At 27.9% G+C, this 18,055-nt stretch carries 16 protein-coding genes; 12 read left to right on the forward strand and 4 right to left on the reverse strand.

The window, feature by feature from the left end; all coding sequences use genetic code 11:
* Window positions 1-10: 10 nt before the first annotated feature.
* Both Q0997_RS09830 and Q0997_RS09835 read right to left on the reverse strand, forming a co-directional pair.
* Complete coding sequence (locus Q0997_RS09830; RefSeq protein WP_299888152.1) at window positions 11-1,840, reverse strand: type VI secretion system baseplate subunit TssF; 1,830 nt, start codon at window positions 1,838-1,840, stop codon at window positions 11-13.
* 15 nt (window positions 1,841-1,855) lie between these two features.
* Complete coding sequence (locus Q0997_RS09835) at window positions 1,856-2,290, reverse strand: GPW/gp25 family protein (RefSeq protein ID WP_299888155.1); 435 nt, start codon at window positions 2,288-2,290, stop codon at window positions 1,856-1,858.
* Window positions 2,291-2,516: 226 nt separating this feature from the next.
* Between Q0997_RS09835 and Q0997_RS09840 the strand changes: the two genes are divergently transcribed.
* From Q0997_RS09840 to Q0997_RS09890, 11 genes are all read left to right on the forward strand, one after another.
* Entirely contained in the window at window positions 2,517-3,533 is a 1,017-nt protein-coding gene (locus Q0997_RS09840; protein WP_299888158.1) for an NlpC/P60 family protein, read from the forward strand.
* Between the two features lie 16 nt (window positions 3,534-3,549).
* The gene (locus tag Q0997_RS09845) at window positions 3,550-4,464 is read left to right on the forward strand and encodes a hypothetical protein (protein ID WP_299888161.1); all 915 of its coding nucleotides are present in this window, start codon (window positions 3,550-3,552) and stop codon (window positions 4,462-4,464) included.
* 13 nt (window positions 4,465-4,477) lie between these two features.
* Window positions 4,478-5,353: a TssN family type VI secretion system protein gene (locus tag Q0997_RS09850; RefSeq protein ID WP_299888164.1), complete on the forward strand. Its 876-nt coding sequence runs from the start codon at window positions 4,478-4,480 to the stop codon at window positions 5,351-5,353.
* Window positions 5,354-5,666: 313 nt separating this feature from the next.
* Window positions 5,667-6,065 (forward strand): type VI secretion system tube protein TssD, encoded by a 399-nt coding sequence (tssD, locus tag Q0997_RS09855; protein WP_299888166.1) that lies wholly within the window; start codon window positions 5,667-5,669, stop codon window positions 6,063-6,065.
* A gap of 21 nt (window positions 6,066-6,086) precedes the next feature.
* Window positions 6,087-7,859, forward strand: a complete 1,773-nt coding sequence (locus Q0997_RS09860) for a phage baseplate assembly protein V (protein ID WP_299888169.1) — start codon at window positions 6,087-6,089, stop codon at window positions 7,857-7,859.
* Window positions 7,849-8,931: a DUF2931 family protein gene (locus tag Q0997_RS09865; RefSeq protein WP_299888172.1), complete on the forward strand. Its 1,083-nt coding sequence runs from the start codon at window positions 7,849-7,851 to the stop codon at window positions 8,929-8,931. Before Q0997_RS09860 ends, Q0997_RS09865 begins: the two co-directional genes overlap by 11 nt.
* 10 nt (window positions 8,932-8,941) lie before the next feature.
* Entirely contained in the window at window positions 8,942-10,408 is a 1,467-nt protein-coding gene (locus Q0997_RS09870; RefSeq protein ID WP_299888175.1) for a DUF2235 domain-containing protein, read from the forward strand.
* 13 nt (window positions 10,409-10,421) lie between these two features.
* Window positions 10,422-11,309 carry a hypothetical protein gene (locus tag Q0997_RS09875; RefSeq protein ID WP_299888178.1) on the forward strand — a complete coding sequence of 296 codons (888 nt, stop codon included), beginning with the start codon at window positions 10,422-10,424 and terminating at the stop codon, window positions 11,307-11,309.
* A complete protein-coding gene (locus tag Q0997_RS09880) occupies window positions 11,302-11,982 on the forward strand; it encodes a PAAR-like protein (protein WP_299888181.1) in 681 nt (226 codons plus the stop codon). The genes Q0997_RS09875 and Q0997_RS09880 overlap by 8 nt, the downstream gene beginning before the upstream one ends.
* Before the next feature lies 1 nt (window position 11,983).
* On the forward strand, window positions 11,984-13,570 hold the full coding sequence (locus tag Q0997_RS09885; protein WP_299888184.1) for a matrixin family metalloprotease: 1,587 nt from the start codon (window positions 11,984-11,986) through the stop codon (window positions 13,568-13,570).
* 2 nt (window positions 13,571-13,572) lie between these two features.
* Entirely contained in the window at window positions 13,573-14,238 is a 666-nt protein-coding gene (locus Q0997_RS09890; protein WP_299888187.1) for a hypothetical protein, read from the forward strand.
* Window positions 14,239-14,344: 106 nt separating this feature from the next.
* Here the strand turns inward: Q0997_RS09890 and Q0997_RS09895 are convergent, their stop codons facing one another.
* Window positions 14,345-14,998, reverse strand: coding sequence for a response regulator transcription factor (locus Q0997_RS09895; RefSeq protein WP_299888190.1), 654 nt, complete (start codon window positions 14,996-14,998; stop codon window positions 14,345-14,347).
* Complete coding sequence (locus Q0997_RS09900; RefSeq protein ID WP_299888193.1) at window positions 14,995-16,653, reverse strand: tetratricopeptide repeat-containing sensor histidine kinase; 1,659 nt, start codon at window positions 16,651-16,653, stop codon at window positions 14,995-14,997. The genes Q0997_RS09895 and Q0997_RS09900 overlap by 4 nt, the downstream gene beginning before the upstream one ends.
* A gap of 404 nt (window positions 16,654-17,057) precedes the next feature.
* Here Q0997_RS09900 and Q0997_RS09905 point away from each other — a divergent pair, with 404 nt between their 5' ends.
* Window positions 17,058-17,933 (forward strand): TssN family type VI secretion system protein, encoded by an 876-nt coding sequence (locus tag Q0997_RS09905; protein WP_299888196.1) that lies wholly within the window; start codon window positions 17,058-17,060, stop codon window positions 17,931-17,933.
* Window positions 17,934-18,055 lie beyond the last annotated feature (122 nt).

Consider the following 18,055-nt stretch of genomic DNA (forward strand, 5'->3'; position numbering starts at 1 on the left):
AATTAAGACATTAATTTAATATTTTTATTTTATATGGAAATATATTTACTGATTTTTTTTCCAAAAGCAAAAGTAGATTACTATTAAGAGAATCCCATTCGTTTTGCTCTAATTTTATTTTTTTATTAGGTTCTAATTCTATTTCAATACATTGTATCATTCCTTTATGAAGGTCTATATTATTTATATAGCCCTTTTTTATTTCTACTCCAGCAATTTTATTATTGTAGAGTTCGTAGCATAACGCTTTAATATCCTCTTTGGTAACAATCCTATCTCTAGACAGTAAAGATCTTCTATAGGAATTTAATCTTTCGTCCATATTAAGGCTATTTCTACCATCAAAAGTAGTAGTCATTAAATAGCTACCTTTTTGCTTAATTCCTATAGCTTTATATACATCTATATCACTTCCAGACTTTATATTATTTGCTTCTTCACCATTAGTTGTCCAATAATCTACAAGCAAGTTTTCTTTTTTACTGTAAGGCTCTAATGTAATGTAATTAGTTTCTATAAGTTTATCTGTAGAGGAAGCTACCTTTTTTTCTAATAATGAAATTAATTGATTAAGCTTTTTTAAGTTTCCATGTAAAAAATCATTATTTAAAAATGAAAATGAAGCACTTTCATCTTTAAGCAACTCTATTAAATGTATTAAATATTCTTTTGAGCTTCTTTGATCTAATTTACCAATATTATTACCTCTTACTGTATAATTTCCTTTTCCCGTGTTTAAAACATCTTTAAGTTTTGGCAAATAAACATCTCCATTTGTATTGACTATTGATTTTACATCAAGAAAATAATCTTCAGTTTTAATAGGAAGAATGTTTATGTAATTCCTTATCTGGTATGAAAACGAATTGATTTCACGATTTAATACAGGAAAAGCATTTAAAGAACAAAATACATTTTGTAAAATAGCATTACTAAGAACTCTAGGGAATTCTACTTTAACCCATGTTATATTAGGTTGAATTTCTAATTGATTAGCAGCTATAAAATCATCTAAATCACTATAACTAGAGTCACATATATTCCTTTTAGAGTTAACAGTTATAAAATGTTTTTTATAGTAATTTAAAGTTTGAGTATTAATATTTTGAGTATTACGAGATACCTCTTTAAAAATTGATTTTAAATTAATTTTATTTAATTTATCACTATTGTAAAATCCTTCAGATATTGCAATTTCTTTATTATTTACATACCATTTTGAATGTTTTAAATAATGATAAAAAATCTCTCTGTTTTCTATGTCATCTAATTCAAAGTAAAAAGAAACATCTTGTAATGATAAAGATTCCAAATTAGTTTCAATACCTAAATATATTGTTGAAGGAGGCAGCTCTGCTTTAGAAGAAGCTTTAGTTAGTTGTTCTTTTTCCTTTTTTTCTTCTATAAATGCACATGAATTTCCACATGCGATATATTTTATATTGGCATTAACAATTTTAAAGTCTTGAATTGATGAAAAAAATATGTTTTTCAGTTTTTGAGTTGCTTTTTTATCCTCTGTCCTTTTTTTATAATAAAATTGATATTCTGGTTTTATCGTTACAAATTCATCAACTGTATTTGCATGTAAAATTGCATGCGCGGGTTTAGAACCTATAGCTGTTTCAGGAGTCATTAGTTGTACTAACTTTTCTGTAACTCTATTTTGAGATTCGTTTAACTCTGCTTCTATTTTTAATATCTCAGAAGCACATGCAGATATTAATAGAGAAATTATAGGATCAAAAGAAGTTTCAATCTCATTTGATGCAACTCCCCATATAGAAGCTGCTTTTTTAATCATACGGTTCTTTATATGTTCAAAAGATTCTGTTTTCATTTTATAATAACATATTTAATAATAAGATAATGGACCAATATAAAAGAACTCTATATATTTAAAATCTTCATTAGTTTTTTTCACCCTAGCTTTAACTACAATATCCACTCTTTTTTTTATTCTATTTAAAGTTTCATTGTTTAAAATTTCTTCCTGCTTAATTTTAGTTTCTACAACAATATTTGTTAGTCTTTTTTCATGATTTTTCAAAGAGTCTTCTAAAGATGTTTTTACCAAAGTTCTAAGCTTATTGGAACTCTTTAAATTATCAAAATCTAATTCCCATATTGAACATCCAAAAGTTTCATCAAATCCACATTCTCCAAAAGAAGAGGTGTTTATTAAATGAATGTAATGCGCTATAGATTGTTTTATATCACAAGTATCGTGCTCTTTTTTTGAAAAAAAATTTGATGGTTTTAATGGTAATTCGTAATAGCGTTTAATCATAAAAATATGTCTTAGGATAAAGATATAATAATAATTATATAACCGTGATTTTACCTATCATTTTTTTTGAAAATTTGAAACAAAAAACATGGTAATCGGAATTTTTTACATCTTATAGAATAATAGCCCCGAATATAAATTTATTTACTACTTTTATTTTATCAAATTTTTTAAACAAAGGTTAATAAATTAAACCTACAAATATTAATAAAAAGAACTCTAAATTATGCTAAAGACATTAGCCCCATTTTTAATCTTACTAATAAGCTTTCAAACATATTCCCAAAGCTCATTTAAAGGGGTTGTTACAGAAAATGATGAAACCATGTTTGTTAACGATGCTATTGTAGAAATTGAAGGAACAGCTATAGCTCAAACTACAGATTCGAATGGATCTTTCACTTTTACTGAAAAAATACCTGATGGAGAACATGTTGTTACAATTACAAAAGAAGGTTATGTAACTGGTTATTTTTTAATTGATGTAGCTTTAGGAAAAAGTATAGCAATGACCAATTCTAGTGGTAAAAAGATTAATTCCAATAGTATTATCATTAATCCAAATAAAAAAGAACGAAAAAGACGTGAAAAAGCGTCAAAAGAACAAGAAAAAATAGAGAAAAAAATACGTAAAGAAAGAGAAAAGACAATTGCCAACGCACAAAAAGAAAAAGAAAAAAGAGATAAACTGCTAGAAAAGAATAAAAAGAAATTACTTAAGCAAAAGAAGAAAAACGGTTATGATGATGAACCAGAACCTGTTATAGTTGAAGATGTACCTGAAGAAAATATAATTACGCCATTACAAAAAAAGTATAGCGAAATTTTAAATGTAAGTCCTGAGTCTATAACTAACACTAAACTCTACGAGCTTGTAGAAGAATGGAATGGTGTGCCTTATCTTCTAGGAGGTTCTACAAAAAAAGGGATAGATTGCTCTGCAATTACCCTAATGTTTAGTGCTTCTGCATTTAATATATATATAGAACGTACTGCAGATACTCAATATCTATCTGAAAACACAGAGCATTTTCGTAGAAAAGAATATTTACAAGAAGGAAACTTAATATTTTTTAATGAAACAGGAGATGAAACTAAAGATATAACCCATGTTGGCATGTATTTAGCTAATAATTATTTTGTCCACTCTTCTAAATCAACAAAAGGTGTTGCAATAAGTAATCTAGACGAACCTTTATGGAAGAAAATGTATGTAGCTTCTGGTAAAAGATCTAAAAACTAAATAATTAAGTATAATAATGGTTGCTACAGCAGAGTTAGAAAACATACTTGAAGAACTCATATCGGTATATGAGAATGTAAAGGCTGAAGTAATTATTAGTGAATTACAAAAAAATTCTAATATCACAAATAATGATATTGTAATAAAAAATAAAAGTTCATTTAGACGCTCACATAGAAGAGATATTCTAGACATAGGTAATATTGAAGATGGCTTACTTAATTTAAACTTAAGTCGTAATGGTCTGTATGATAATTTACCAGAAGGTTTATTTCATTCAAAAGATACTAGTAAAGGAAAAATAGGCTACCCAGAATTAAGAAAAAGATATAAGAAAGAAGAAAAAGAAGCAAGACACTTTTTTTCTCCTATTGAAAATGAGTTTTTTAATCAAAAATTAAATATTGAGAATAACGAGCAAAGTTTATTAAACGACTTTCTAAACTTAGATGATGATTTTTTAATTAATTTTTGGAAAGTTGACAAATCAATATCAAAGAAATACTTATTAAAGCTATTAAAATTATTACCATATAGTTATAAAATAGCAGGAGATTTAGAATTGACAACACTGTGTTTAGAAAATATAATCAATAAAAAAGTAAAAATCACAAAAACATATAGTCCAAATGTTATTAATTATCGTAATATAATAGAGGATAATAATTATCTAGGAATAAATTTTACGCTAACCAATGACTACGATACTATTTCTCAACCACTCTACCAGGTTGAAATTGGTCCCATTCGAGAGGATAGCATAGAAGATTATATTAAAAAAGATGGTGTTTTAAAATTCATTAATGTGTTTTATGACTACTTTTTCCCATTAGAAGCTGATATAAAAACAACTTTTAATGTTAACCATGTAGATGGCTTTTTATTAAATAAAGAAAAAGAACCAATAATTGGGTTGTCTACAGTAATATAATTAATAGAAAATAATGAATGCAGTAACGAACATAATGAACGGAAACATGTTTAAAGTAAGTTTAGGCATGTTTTTGATTAGCTCTATTATTTTTGGGCTCATAAAAAAAATAAGAGCTGTTTTTACTAAAAATAAAAAAGCCGCAATTCTATACATACTATTTACACTTGTTACATTTGCGTTTGCTGCTCTTCTAAGTTCTAGTTTTGTTTTAAACAATACCCCTTTAAATAGTTTTATAGCTATACAAGTTGTCTTTATTATTTTAGGTATTATTCATTTATATGTTATAGAAAAATATTTTCCAGACTTAACAAAAGATAAGTCTAAATTTTTTCATGAGTTTTTATTTACAATAGTCATTTTATGTGTAGGATTAATTGCATACATGAACGTCGTAAATAGGTTTAGACCAGATTTTAGTCTTCTTTTTCTTGGTTCTAGTATTTGCTTTTTAATACCATTTTTATTCAATAAATTATATCAATTTGCATATAACATTCCTGTTTCTGTATACAAAAAATGGATTTTCCCTTTAGATAATAGTATAAAAGACCCTACAAAACATGAACTTACTAATCCAGCTGTAATTAGTTTTGAATTTCAAAAAACTGAAGATGATAAAGAAATTACAAACTTTCGCATCAAAGCGCCTGAAAACATGGATTTTGGAAAATTGTTTTATTTCTTTATAAATGATTATAATGAAAGGCACCCAGAAAGTACTATACAATACTTAAATCCTACAACAATGCAACCACAAGAATGGATTTTCTTTTTCAAACCAAATTGGTTAGGGAATTTAAATCACATTGATTACGATAAAACTGTAGTATCCAATAATATTAAAGAAAATGATATCATTGTTTGCCAAAGAGTAAACGATTAATAAAATATAAAGGTCGCTCCTTTCCTAGAGATTAAAACCCTCAATATAACCTACTTTAATAAAGTAAAATAAAGATTAAATAAACGTGTTACTTATTAAGCTTTTATTTTTTCAAATAATTAAATAGTAAATTAATTAAATCTCTATTATTATGTCATTTAAAGCAAATTTAAAAGTAGGTGGAACACATAAACGAGTGGGTTTAATTGGCCCCCATTTTTGTAAATAACATATAAATAATCTAAGGAGCGAAATACATTCCATAGATTATATTATTTCTATTAGATTAATAAATTTTTAATATTTCGTAATCATGTCTTTTTTAGCAAAATTAACTATAGATGACCAAGAGTATAATGTATTATCATTTTCTTTTGATGTAGCACAACAAATTCACCATGGTTCGGCTAGACCTTCTGGAATGCCAATAATTAACCATTTATATGTTCAAATAGAATCTACTAGTAATTCTGGCTTTTTTGGATGGAGCATTAGCGCATACGAACAAAAAGACGGAGAAATCATTTTCTATAAGAGAGATGCTATGGCAAGCTCTCGAACATTAAAATTTACAGGTGCTTTTTGTATTAATTATAATGAAGCATTTGAAAGTAATAGTGCTAATCCAATGGTTACTAGCTTAGTCTTGGCAGTAGAATCTATTGATTTAGATGATAGCACATATACCAATCCTGCAGTTGAAAACAACTAATAACCTATAAAATTTCAAGCTATGGCAATTTTATCAACAACACACATACATATTAACGGAAACGAACTTCCATATTATAATAGTTGTAGCTTACATCAGGAAATTGGTCAACATCATACAATGGACTTGCATTGCCTACTAGAAACTATTCAGCGGTTTTGTAACGACAATAGCCAGGAAATAGAAGATTTATTAGGCTCAATTATTACCATAGAAACAAAATCTTACGCAGATATAAATTTTCATGGTATGTTAAAATTTAAAGGTATAATAACAGGTTTAAGCTATAGAAAGGGTATGTATTCTAGTGAAGGCGATTATGTTATTATTAAAGCAAAAAGCCCAACTATTATAGCTGATGATGGACCACATTACACGTCATATAATGACATGAGTTTTGTAGATATCATAGAGCAAAACTTTAGTAACTATGATACTTCTAAACTAAAAATAAATACTAGTAATTCTAAGCTTTCAGAGCCTTTAACGTATACTGTGCAATCTAATGAAAGCTGTTTTTCATTTGCGCAACGTATGGCTGCAAGACATGGCGAATGGTTATACTATAATGGGGAAGAACTTGTATTTGGTATAGAAAGCGGTGGTGAAGAATTAGATTTAATTCTTGGAAGAGATTTACAAGATTTTAATACCTCACTAACACCAATACCTCAAAATTTCGATTATTACGCTAACGACTATTTAACTAACGATGTGCATGAAACATCGTCATCTTCTACAGCTAGTTCTAGTGAAGGTAATTTTAGCGTAGTAAATGATAATTCAAATGAAATATATACTAATCCAACTAAAATATGGGTTAATTTATCTGACGACTCTAATTCTAAAAATCGTTTAGATAATTATGCAGAATTACAACAAAAGGCTTTACAAACCAATCAAGTAAAAGTTAGTGGCTCTTCAGATAATCCTGGAGTAATGCTAGCAGGTGTTATAAAAATTAATCAAAGCTCGTATAGAGTAACTAAAGTAACACACTCCTACTCTAACAATGGTGAGTATGAAAACTTTTTTGAAGCTAATTCTACTAAGATAGATGCCTATCCACTTACAGATCTTAATGCATTTCCAAAAAGTGATTCACAAACTGCTGTTGTTATGGAAAATGCAGATCCAGATGGTATAGGTCGTATTAAAGTGCAATTACCTTGGCAAAAACCTTTAGGAGAAACAACACCGTGGCTTAGAATTGTAACACCGCATTCAGGTAGTGATAAAGGTTTACATTTTATTCCTGAAATTAACGAAGAAGTTTTAATTGGTTTTGAAGGACGTAATGCCGAGGTGCCATACATAATGGGAAGTTTATATAATGGCTCTGCTAAAGCAGGAGCTTTTAAAAATGAGAATAATGACATCAAAGCAATTAAAACCAGAAGTGGTCACATAATTGAATTAAACGATGCCAATGATGCAGAATTTATATCAATATCTGATAAGAATAATAATATAATCCTTATTGATACTGCAAATAATGACATTACTATATCTGCAGGAGAAAACATGACATTAAATGCTAAAAATATGCAGATAAATGTTGAAGAAAACCTAGATGTTTCAGTAGGCAAAAATAAAACCGAAGCTATTTCTGAAGACTATTTTATAACTGCTACAAATGAAGACCGCCAAATTGGAGAAACAATTAAAGTTATTAGTAGTGAATACAAACAAGAAGCCCAAGAGATTTCAACCGATGCTAGTGGGCAAATTAAAACCAATGCTGGAGGTAAAATTACCATTGCAAGCTCTGAAACTGTTGAGTATGGCGAATAAATTTCATATTTCTAATAGACTTTTTCTAATATTAGCAATTACATTAAACAGCATATTAATAATGTCTTGTCAGAATAATAAATCTGATAAAAAAAAAAATATTAATACAACAGAAATGCAAAAATACGAATGGACACCATCTGCTTGCGCACCTAAATACAATCCAGCACAGATTCATAAAGGTCGTTTTATATTTTCGAATGGAGAAAGTATTAATATCCCTTCTGGCCATACCTTACATCAAGGTTGGGGAAAATCAGGACCAACACATATAGTCGGTGATGATTTCAAATTAATTCCATCAAAACTAGAAATAACATGGGTCTCTTATCTAGAAAAAAAGTTTTATAAAGGCATCTTTAACTTACCAAAAGAAAAGATAACAAAGCTTTTTCAAAATGGATATATAGATCGATTAGGCAAAAAAGAAACCTATAGTGAAATCAATGTAGGTATAGCACCTGGTGGAATTATATGTGTATGGCTCATAGGAAATGGATGGACAATTGAAGTTGCAAGATATAAAGGAGATGCAACAAATGTTAGTATTGAAGAATTTGCTCCTTCTGCTATTATTTCTATGGAAGACTATCTAAATTCAGTATTAGCAGAAGATTTTAATGAAGAAACAAAAGCTAAAATGGATTTAGATAATATTTCATTTGGAAAATGGGATAATTACAGAAAAAGATATCAATGGAAACCAAATATAAAGTATAAGAAAACAGGAGAATTAAAAGAAATACGAATAACGTATTATAATGGAGAAAGTATATATACTATTGGATCTAACGAAATACTAAATCAATTCCAAGATTATCCTATTCCAGATCATATTAGAATGGAATGGACTGATAAAAATGGTAATGAGTTTGGTTCCAAAATCTATTTTGATGAAGAAGAAATAATTATGGCTTTTAAAAAGGTATTTGAAGATCTTGACCATAATCAAGCAGAATTAGTTTTAGAAATTGACAAATATAATAGTGATCTAACGGTAATTCTACAAAACGAATTAAAAGCAATTCATTTAAAAAAAGCTAGGATAAAGATATATGAAACTTCAAATTAAAATATAACAAATGGCTATTGGATTAACAGCAACTTCATCAGGTGGTGCTCAAGAAGCAAGTAAAAATATGCTAAGCGGTGTAAATGTTCAAACTGCTCCTGTACATGTTGGTAACGCAGAATATGAAGAATTAACACCAGATGAAAGTGTTAATATAACTGCTGCTGTATTTTTTGATGGCACAGCTAATAATAGAGAAAACACTAATATTCGTTTAGAATATGAAAAAATGAAACGTGGAGAACCTTATAACAAAGAATTAGTTGCTAAGTATCGAGATTTTTGGTGGGGAACTCCATGGAGCCCAAATAAAACTGGTAGTTTTGATAATGATCACTCAAATATTTCTAGAATAGAACCAGCTCACGAAGCTGTAGATGAAGAAAAAGAAAAGAAGTTTTCTATATACATGGAAGGGCAAGGAACAGAAAATGGAAATTCAGATTCTACCCTTGGTTTAGCTTTAGGTACAGGATCTACAGGTATTCGCGGCAAAGTAATAAAAGCATGTGAACAAGTGGTTGACAAAATAAAAAGAACTGGTGAGAAAACTATAAACACCTTAACAATTCAAACCTACGGTTTTAGTAGAGGTGCAGCTGCAGCTAGAAATTTTATTCATGAAGTTACACAAAGAAAAGGGCAAGTAAAAAAAGTTATTACAACTGGATCTGGCCAATATGGTCCAATAACAACTACTACCATTAAATACGAAGTAGATTATGGTGCTTTAGGTGAAAATCTAAAAGATAATGACATTAAGGTTAAAAGATTAGTTATACAATTTGCTGGATTATTTGATACGGTGGCATCTTTAGGAGTTTCGCATGATAATAATACAGCAGAATTAAAATTAAATGCTGTAAAAAAGTCATTACACACGCTACAATTAGCAGCAGATGATGAACATCGTGCTAATTTTAGATTAACAAATATAAATAGTACAGGAAACAGAGGTATAGAAAAATTCTTACCAGGAGTGCATTCAGATATAGGCGGAGGCTATATACATGAAGCAGATGAAGAAGTACGACTAGATTATACATTAAGTAATCTTAATGACCTAGAACAAGAAAGACTTTTCTTAATTGAACAAGGATGGTTTCTACCTGGAGAAATAACAGTTAGTAATTTTTGGGGTACGCTTACAGGTACAAGAGAAAAATTAAGTAATCGATATAGCTATATCCCATTACAAATAATGGCAAAGTTTTCAATTGAAAAAAACGTAAATTTAATAATGAGTAAAATTACTAGGGATTATGCTATAACTCCAGAATTAGCTTCAACTAAAGATATTTTAGATGAATATGTATTTAATGATGGTGTAAAAATGTCGTATAATAATCCTGAACATAAATTATTATTAAAAACCTTAAGAAATCGTTATTTTCATTTTTCGTCACATTATAGTAGTGTTGGAATGGGACCAAATCGAGTAAATGGTAATCGTCAACGGGTAACTCAAGCAGGATAAATACAGCAAAGTAATGCAAGACGCTCCATCACATACTGCCCAAATAATTAAACTCAATGGAGAAAGAATCACCCGTACATATACTAGTGAAATAGTAAATACTATAGAAAAAGCTAAACATAAATCTTATTCTGCAGTAGGTTTAGAATTTGACTTCACTTTTTATGGAAAGGATAAAGATGGACTTTTAAATTATAATTTAGAGGTAAAAAAAAGAGTACTGCTAAATGAAAAATTGAATGCTATTAGAAAACTTAACAAAGCTCAAAAAATAGCTATCAAAGTAGCAACTATTAATAATATTTTAAAATTTAAAGTTGATAAAAACTTTAAACTTAATAAAGTTGTAAACACCAACGAAATTAGAACTAAATGGACTGGTATAAAAGCAGAGCTTTTAAACGATTTTCCAGATCTATCAAAAATGATAGCCGATTTTGATTGGCAATTAAAAGAAGAAAACATTCAACGCGTTTTTTTAGAAGATAATTTTTACAATTTCTTTTTTAGCAATGTTTTTTATGCCGAATTTGATAATAAAAAGCTTTATAATCAATCCAAAACCATTGCAAATGGCGTAAATAATATTAACATTCCTATAATAGAACAAAGAAAAATTATTAAACAAGATTTAGCATTTACCGATGTTACTATTCAATTAAATTCAGAAATGGATAGCAATAATGAAAAATTTCCAATATCAAAATTAAACACTTTTATTGGTAGTTTACCATCTAATATTGGTGAAAACTATATGCTTGACTTTGACTATAAAGGTATCTACAAAATAAAACCAGAATATGGTTTAGTAACACAAGGAACGTTAAATTATACTTTTAATGTTGAAGGCCTTTATAAAAAAACAACTACCATAACCTTTAATTTAGAAAAAGATGAGTAGTAAAATATATGTATTAGATGGCGCATTGTTAGAATGCAATCAAGGTTTTGTTCCAGCCAAATTAATGGTAACACAAAACCAAAAAGTAAAAATCCAGGGCAAATTTAAAGCCACAGATATGGATGTACAGGTGCCAGCCACTTTTGGACAATGCAAACTAAAACCCACTAATGGTGGATATTTACCATGTATGCCCGCATTACAAAAGTGGACAAAAACCACTAAAACATCAACACTAGGCGGAAGTAAAAAATTTTTATACGAAGATTCAGAATGTATGTGTGCTACTGGTGGTAAAGTAACCATTATACAGCCCATGCAAATAAATACAGCTGGTAGTGCAAAAGAAGAATTTAAAGAAATTGCCATGACCATTCCTGGTGCTATGATTGGTAACGATAAGGCACCAAAAGTAGTAGAAAGCTACTGGATGGATGAAGCAGGAAAAGAAAAAATTAATGAAATTAAATATGGTGAGAAGGCAACTATGTTTATAAAAACAGAAAATATAGATCCAGGAGAATCTATAAGCATAAAAGTAAACGATACCAATGGCAATAAGATAGATGGTAATAAAGTGCAATTAACATATACTGGAACTGTCCAAAATGATGGTATAGCTAAATTAGAATCGCTAGAAACAAAAGAAGATTGGAATAAAACTAAAGAATAATATGTCTAGAGATAGAGAATTAGTAATGGAAATAGAAGTTGCAGGACGTTCTTTTAGCAATAACAAAGAAAAATTAGTATTAGCTCCTCCTGCACCGACAAATATTCTGAAAAAATTTTTAGTCCATTTTAGACGCCCTTATGACTATGATGGCACTTATGGTTTTGATTGGCTTAGAGATGAATATATATACCCCATTAAAACTGTAGCAAAAGACCATAGTGGTAATGCATTAAATGCGCCTTTAGAACTTTGTGAAAACATTACAGAGCTAAAAGCAAAATATAAAAAACTAACAGCTCATAGTAAAGATTATTATAGCTCATGGTTAACTATGTTTCCTAATACAGCTGAAGCGAACACAACACATTCGGCATCCATTCAAACCAATGGGATAGATTTAGATATAGAAATTGAAGAGTTAGAAACATTAGTAACTGATGATACCGAAATACTTTTTGAAAATAGTAATCCATATTTGAAAATAGTCCCAGAAAAACTAATGTTAAAAGATCTCCTAGTCAGCAAACAAACTAAAAGCCTTGGAGGTACTAATACCAAAGATTATTATTTAGCTCAAAAAAAAATAAATGTAAAAAGTGATGGAGGAGTTTTTGAAAATGATGAAGAAATTAAAGTATTTGCTAAGTTAGATAGCCAAAAAGTAGAAGTTGGTAAACTTATAGTATGCAAGAATAGTGATTATAAAGACTATACAACAACAGTATATGTTATAAAATCCTATTTAAGAGACGATTCTAATTTTGATAAAACAGTAATAGATAATGAATTAGCAAAAATTGGAGGCATTCAAGGATTAGAAGATTATTTAAACCAGAAGAGTATGAATCAATCTTTAATTAAAGTAAAATTAATATATAATCAAGATAAAGATTGGGTTTTTAGAAAACAATCACTAATTAATGCTTCTAATCAACCTAAATATTCGGGAATGATAACCAATCAATCTACTATGCTTATGAATACTGGTAGGTATATGAACTACATAAATGATAGATTTAAGTTAATGTATCCTGCTCTAGTTAATAAAAATGCTATTTTCTTATACATTACGCCATTTTCATCGCCAACAGCTGGTGGTGCTGCTTATAATACTCCTATAGACAGTAAACATATTATTATATTTAAAAATAACATTGACCATTTATCATCTTATGCACACGAAATTGGTCATAATATAGGATTAGAGCATTCATTTGAAGACGATGCTACATTAACAACTGCAGACTTACTAACAAAATCTCAAGCAGATGTAGTAAAATATAATAGGGAATTAGCAAATGCTAGAACAGAAAGGGTTAAACATATAAGAGATAACCAAGCATACTATAATGCAAATCCAGTAGAGAAAAGAGAAGCAATAAGAATATTAAATCAAAATATAAAAATCTCTGAAAGGAATCTGCAAAATGCAAAAGATGAAATTATTGTAACAAATAATAATATATTAAGATTTTCGCCAAAAATGACTGAAAACATTATGGATTACGATTTATCAAATCAAAAAGTATTTTTTAAATGGCAATCTGATATTATGAAAGAAGAAGTTAAATCATATTACCACTAATAATGAAAACATTTGTAATCGTTTTTTTTAGTTTTATTGTACTATTTGGTTGTAAAACAAATCCAAGTAAGCCTCTGCCTCCAAAACTAAAAGTTTTAGATAAACAACAACAATTAAGTTCAAAGGATTCAATATTATATTGGGCTTCAGATAGCTATAATATCAACGATGATTTAACTTTCGAAAAATATTCAAGTGTTATAAAAAACTATAAAATTAATAATGGAAAACTATATGATCTAAAAAATAATATAGTTCTAGATAACATCTATATAACATACCATAAAGACAAAAAGAATACTGAAGACATCTACATAATAAAAGGACTTCCTCAAGGAGTCTATTATAGTTCTAAAGAAATATTTAAAGATTGGCGTACTTTTAAATATGATGAAAAAGGTAACTTAAATGGTTCTTTTACTATAGCTAATTACACAACAACCTTTAATGAAGGTAATGGTTATTGGAAAGACTATTATTTTAATAACGCGAAAACCAATTATGTACTTAAAGAAGAAGGAGGTATTTCTAAAAATTTTAAAGTTGGAAAATGGTCATACTATTCAAATAAAGGTCAACTTGTTCAAACTAAAGAATATAGTCTAAAAGATTCAATAGATGTTAGATTTCCGCATTGTTTATTTAATAAAAACGAACCATGCTTTTAGTAAATTATTAAAATATAAATTTCTTTATTTTAAATAATTTATCGATTTTTTTGAGAAAGAATCTACAACTTTTTATTTCAAAGCATTAGAATAAAAAAATAGCCTTTTACTTCACTAATCCTAATTTAATAGCATACTTCGCCAATCCCACCACATTTTTTACCTCTAATTTAGAGATTAGACTCTTGCGATACCCTTCAATAGTATATTTACTTAAAAAAAGCGCCTCTGCAATCTCTTGTGTTGTATATTCTTTAGCAATAAGTTCTAATATTTCTTTTTCTCTTTTACTAAGTGTAATTGCAACTTCTTCTTTTTTCTCAAAGATACTTCTAGTATAAGCTTCTTTTATGCTTGATGAAAAATAATTGGTCCCCTTTAAAATGGTCTCAATAGCCAATAACAATTCTTCTTTCTTGGCATTTTTAGGAATATATCCATTAACCTCTTGCGTAGTCAATTCATATATTTTTTGAGTTTCTGCAGACATGCTTACAATCAACGTTTTTATACTAGGGTATTCTTTTTTAATATATTTATTTAATGCTACACCATCTAATTCTGGCATATTTATATCTAAGATTGCTAAATCTATTTTTTCTTTAGTATTAATATCTAAATATTTCTTTAAAGTCATACCACTATCTGCAGTGTATACAATTTCATAATCAGATCTTTGAGAAAGAATACTTATAAGACCATCTAAAAACATTTTATGATCATCGGCTATTACTAATCTATATGGTGTTTTATTTCTCATTTTAATGGAATTTCTATTCTAACAGCTGTACCTCTATTAATAACAGAATCTATATCTATAGAAGCGTTTAATAAAGATAATCGTTCTTTAATATTTTGCAACCCAATACCACTTACTCGCTTTTGGGTATTAAAACCAACACCATCATCTTCAAAGAAAATTTCTATCTTATCTTGGTATGCGTTTAAACAAATTTCTATCTCTTTTGCTTTGGCATGTTTTAATGTGTTATTAATTAGTTCCTGTATAATTTTAAAGATTTCAGACTTTTTATTTTCATCAATTGTATTAATTTTTTCCACTTGATGTGTAATAAATAAAATATCAGTCTCTGTAGCTTTTGAAATAGTATCAATATAATCTGAAAGATATTTACTAAACTGTGTATTATTAAATTTTTTCTGTACTAAATTATGAGAAATAGCTCTTACCTGTTCATAAGTATAGTTTATACGCGGAATGAATTCTTTTAAAAGAGGTAATTCGTGTACACGTCCTTCCATTTGTAGTTTTATACCAGCTAAATTACCACCAATACTATCGTGCAACTCTCTTCCTATCCTACTACGAACTTGGTTTTGAGCCAGCATATAAGTATTTGCCAATGTCAATTCATGCTCTTTTAACAAAGTAGTAATCTTTTGTTTGTTAATAGCTTCTTTTTGTTGATTATATTTATTTTTAACTTTCAATTTTTGTGCATAAACAAAGAGTAAACCAAGTGTAGGAATTAGAATAATAAGAAAACCATAAAGAAAAATTTTCTTATGCAAACGTTCCCGCTTTATTTCTGAATTATTATCTGTTAGAGCTTCATTTAAAGTTAATATATCTTTCTTTTCGTTTACTGTTTCATAATTAGCCACTAAAGCAGTAATCTCATTTTTATGCTTTGCATTAGTTATTGAGTCTCTTAATTTATAAAAATTAACCAATGCTGTATTAGCCGATTTATAATTTTTAGTAGTGCTATATATTTCTACTAAATTATTATAAATATTTTTCTGTATAGTTAAGCTAGATATTTTTTTAGCTGATTCTAAATTGTTTAACAACATAGTAATAGCCTGATTTGGTTTTCCTAACTTAGAAATAGACATCGCTTTATGTACTTGAGCATTGATACTTTTGTCTTTAAAACCATTTGCTTCTGCAATGGTTTTACTTTTATCATAATATTCTATTGCTCTAGAATAGTTTTTTTTAATAGCATATAAAATTCCTAAATCTAATTTTACATCACAAGTAATTTCTCTATAATCGTTTTTTTTTGAAATTTTAAGGCTTTTAAACAACATCTCCATTGCATTGTCTACTTTTCCTTTCTTCTTATAGCAAAAGCCCATAATATGGTAAGCTCTAGCGATTAGTTCTTCGTCTTTAAGATGCAATAATGCTCTTTTTGTATAATACATTGAAGAGTCTACAATGTTAATAGTATTAAAATAGTTCCCTAAAAATAATTCTGCTTTAGCATTAAAAACTGGAGTATTATCTTGTTTTAATACTTGTGATAAAGTTTTATAAGCATAATTAGAGTTAGAATTTAGTGAATCTATAGCAAGTGATAATTGTTTTTCATCATTACTTTGCCCATATAATATATTTACAAAACACAACAAAAACGATATAAACTTACAGACGCTAAAACTCATGCAATTGAGAGGGATTATGAATAACTAACTATATACAAACAAAAATACATTATAATAGCTTATATTTTGTATAATTTATTAAAATCTATATTAACCTTTTTGGTTAAAAAATAGTCCACAAATTTGTATACATTCATCCACAAGTTATTTGCATTCATCCTTTAAATAATCTTTTAGCTTTTATAATTTCGTTATTTTTATTAAAATTTAAACAATATGCTTGAAGGTAAGATGACTTTATTCCATAAATAAAATAAACAATAAAAACTATATATAGTTTTATAACCTAAATGTATATCTACATAATGGTTTCTTAATATTTTGTATTTCTTTTTAAAAAAATATTATATTTTTGCTGACCTAAATTTTTATAATTTTAGTATCGCATTAAGTCATAATAACATATGAACACAATAACCAACATAATAAGTGGTAATATATTTAAAGTAAGTTTTCTCTTATTATTTGTGGGTGCTATTATTTTTGGGCTCATGAAAAAAATAAGAGCTGTTTTTTCTAAAAATAAAAAAGCTTCTATTTTATATATTATTTTTATACTAGTCTCTTTTGCGCTTGCTGCTCTACTAAGTTCAAGTTTTGTATTAAACAATACGCCTTTAAATAGTTTTATTGCTATACAAATTGTATTTATAATTTTAGGTATTATTCATTTATATGTTATAGAAAAGTATTTTCCTGACTTAACAAAAGATAAGTCTAGATTTTTCCAGGAGTTTTTATTTACAATAATTATTTTATGTGTAGGATTAATTGCATACATGAACGTAGTTAATAGGTTTAGACCAGATTTCAGCTTTCTTTTTCTTGGTTCTGGACTTTGCTTTTTAATTCCGTTTCTTTTTAATAAGGTATATCTGTTTGCTTATAATATTCCGGTATCTGTGTATAAAAAATGGCTGTTCCCTCTTGATAATAGCATGAAAGAGCCTACAAAGCATGAGCTTACTAATCCTGCTGTGATTAGTTTTGAGTTTCAAAAAACAGAAGAAGATAAAGAAATTACAAACTTTCGAATCAAAGCACCTGAAAATATGGATTTTGGAAAATTGTTTTATTTCTTTATAAATGATTATAACGAAAGACATCCTGAAAGTACTATACAGTACTTAAATCCTACAACTATGCAACCGCAAGAATGGATTTTCTTTTTTAAACCAAATTGGTTAGGTAATTTAAATCACATAGATTACGATAAAACTGTAATATCTAATAATATTAAAGAAAATGATGTCATAGTTTGCCAAAGAGTAAACGATTAACTTCAAAAAATGATATCAGAATCAAATTTAAGTTTTATTTTTATATCTATTCTAAAGTCCAATTAAATATTGACAAAAAGATTAAGGCCTAATAAAATTGGTAGTTAATAGCTAGATGAATT

Source organism: uncultured Lacinutrix sp., from assembly GCF_947500325.1.
GTDB lineage: Bacteria > Bacteroidota > Bacteroidia > Flavobacteriales > Flavobacteriaceae > Lacinutrix.

Excerpts from the sequence above, each read along its gene's own strand:
- Q0997_RS09830 (WP_299888152.1), bottom strand. The coding sequence starts at position 1,840 with ATGAAAACAGAATCTTTTGAACATATAAAGAACCGTATGATTAAAAAA.
- Q0997_RS09835 (WP_299888155.1), bottom strand. The coding sequence starts at position 2,290 with ATGATTAAACGCTATTACGAATTACCATTAAAACCATCAAATTTTTTT.
- Q0997_RS09840 (WP_299888158.1), top strand. The coding sequence starts at position 2,517 with ATGCTAAAGACATTAGCCCCATTTTTAATCTTACTAATAAGCTTTCAA.
- Q0997_RS09845 (WP_299888161.1), top strand. The coding sequence starts at position 3,550 with ATGGTTGCTACAGCAGAGTTAGAAAACATACTTGAAGAACTCATATCG.
- Q0997_RS09850 (WP_299888164.1), top strand. The coding sequence starts at position 4,478 with ATGAATGCAGTAACGAACATAATGAACGGAAACATGTTTAAAGTAAGT.
- tssD (WP_299888166.1), top strand. The coding sequence starts at position 5,667 with ATGTCTTTTTTAGCAAAATTAACTATAGATGACCAAGAGTATAATGTA.
- Q0997_RS09860 (WP_299888169.1), top strand. The coding sequence starts at position 6,087 with ATGGCAATTTTATCAACAACACACATACATATTAACGGAAACGAACTT.
- Q0997_RS09865 (WP_299888172.1), top strand. The coding sequence starts at position 7,849 with ATGGCGAATAAATTTCATATTTCTAATAGACTTTTTCTAATATTAGCA.
- Q0997_RS09870 (WP_299888175.1), top strand. The coding sequence starts at position 8,942 with ATGGCTATTGGATTAACAGCAACTTCATCAGGTGGTGCTCAAGAAGCA.
- Q0997_RS09875 (WP_299888178.1), top strand. The coding sequence starts at position 10,422 with ATGCAAGACGCTCCATCACATACTGCCCAAATAATTAAACTCAATGGA.
- Q0997_RS09880 (WP_299888181.1), top strand. The coding sequence starts at position 11,302 with ATGAGTAGTAAAATATATGTATTAGATGGCGCATTGTTAGAATGCAAT.
- Q0997_RS09885 (WP_299888184.1), top strand. The coding sequence starts at position 11,984 with ATGTCTAGAGATAGAGAATTAGTAATGGAAATAGAAGTTGCAGGACGT.
- Q0997_RS09890 (WP_299888187.1), top strand. The coding sequence starts at position 13,573 with ATGAAAACATTTGTAATCGTTTTTTTTAGTTTTATTGTACTATTTGGT.
- Q0997_RS09895 (WP_299888190.1), bottom strand. The coding sequence starts at position 14,998 with ATGAGAAATAAAACACCATATAGATTAGTAATAGCCGATGATCATAAA.
- Q0997_RS09900 (WP_299888193.1), bottom strand. The coding sequence starts at position 16,653 with ATGAGTTTTAGCGTCTGTAAGTTTATATCGTTTTTGTTGTGTTTTGTA.
- Q0997_RS09905 (WP_299888196.1), top strand. The coding sequence starts at position 17,058 with ATGAACACAATAACCAACATAATAAGTGGTAATATATTTAAAGTAAGT.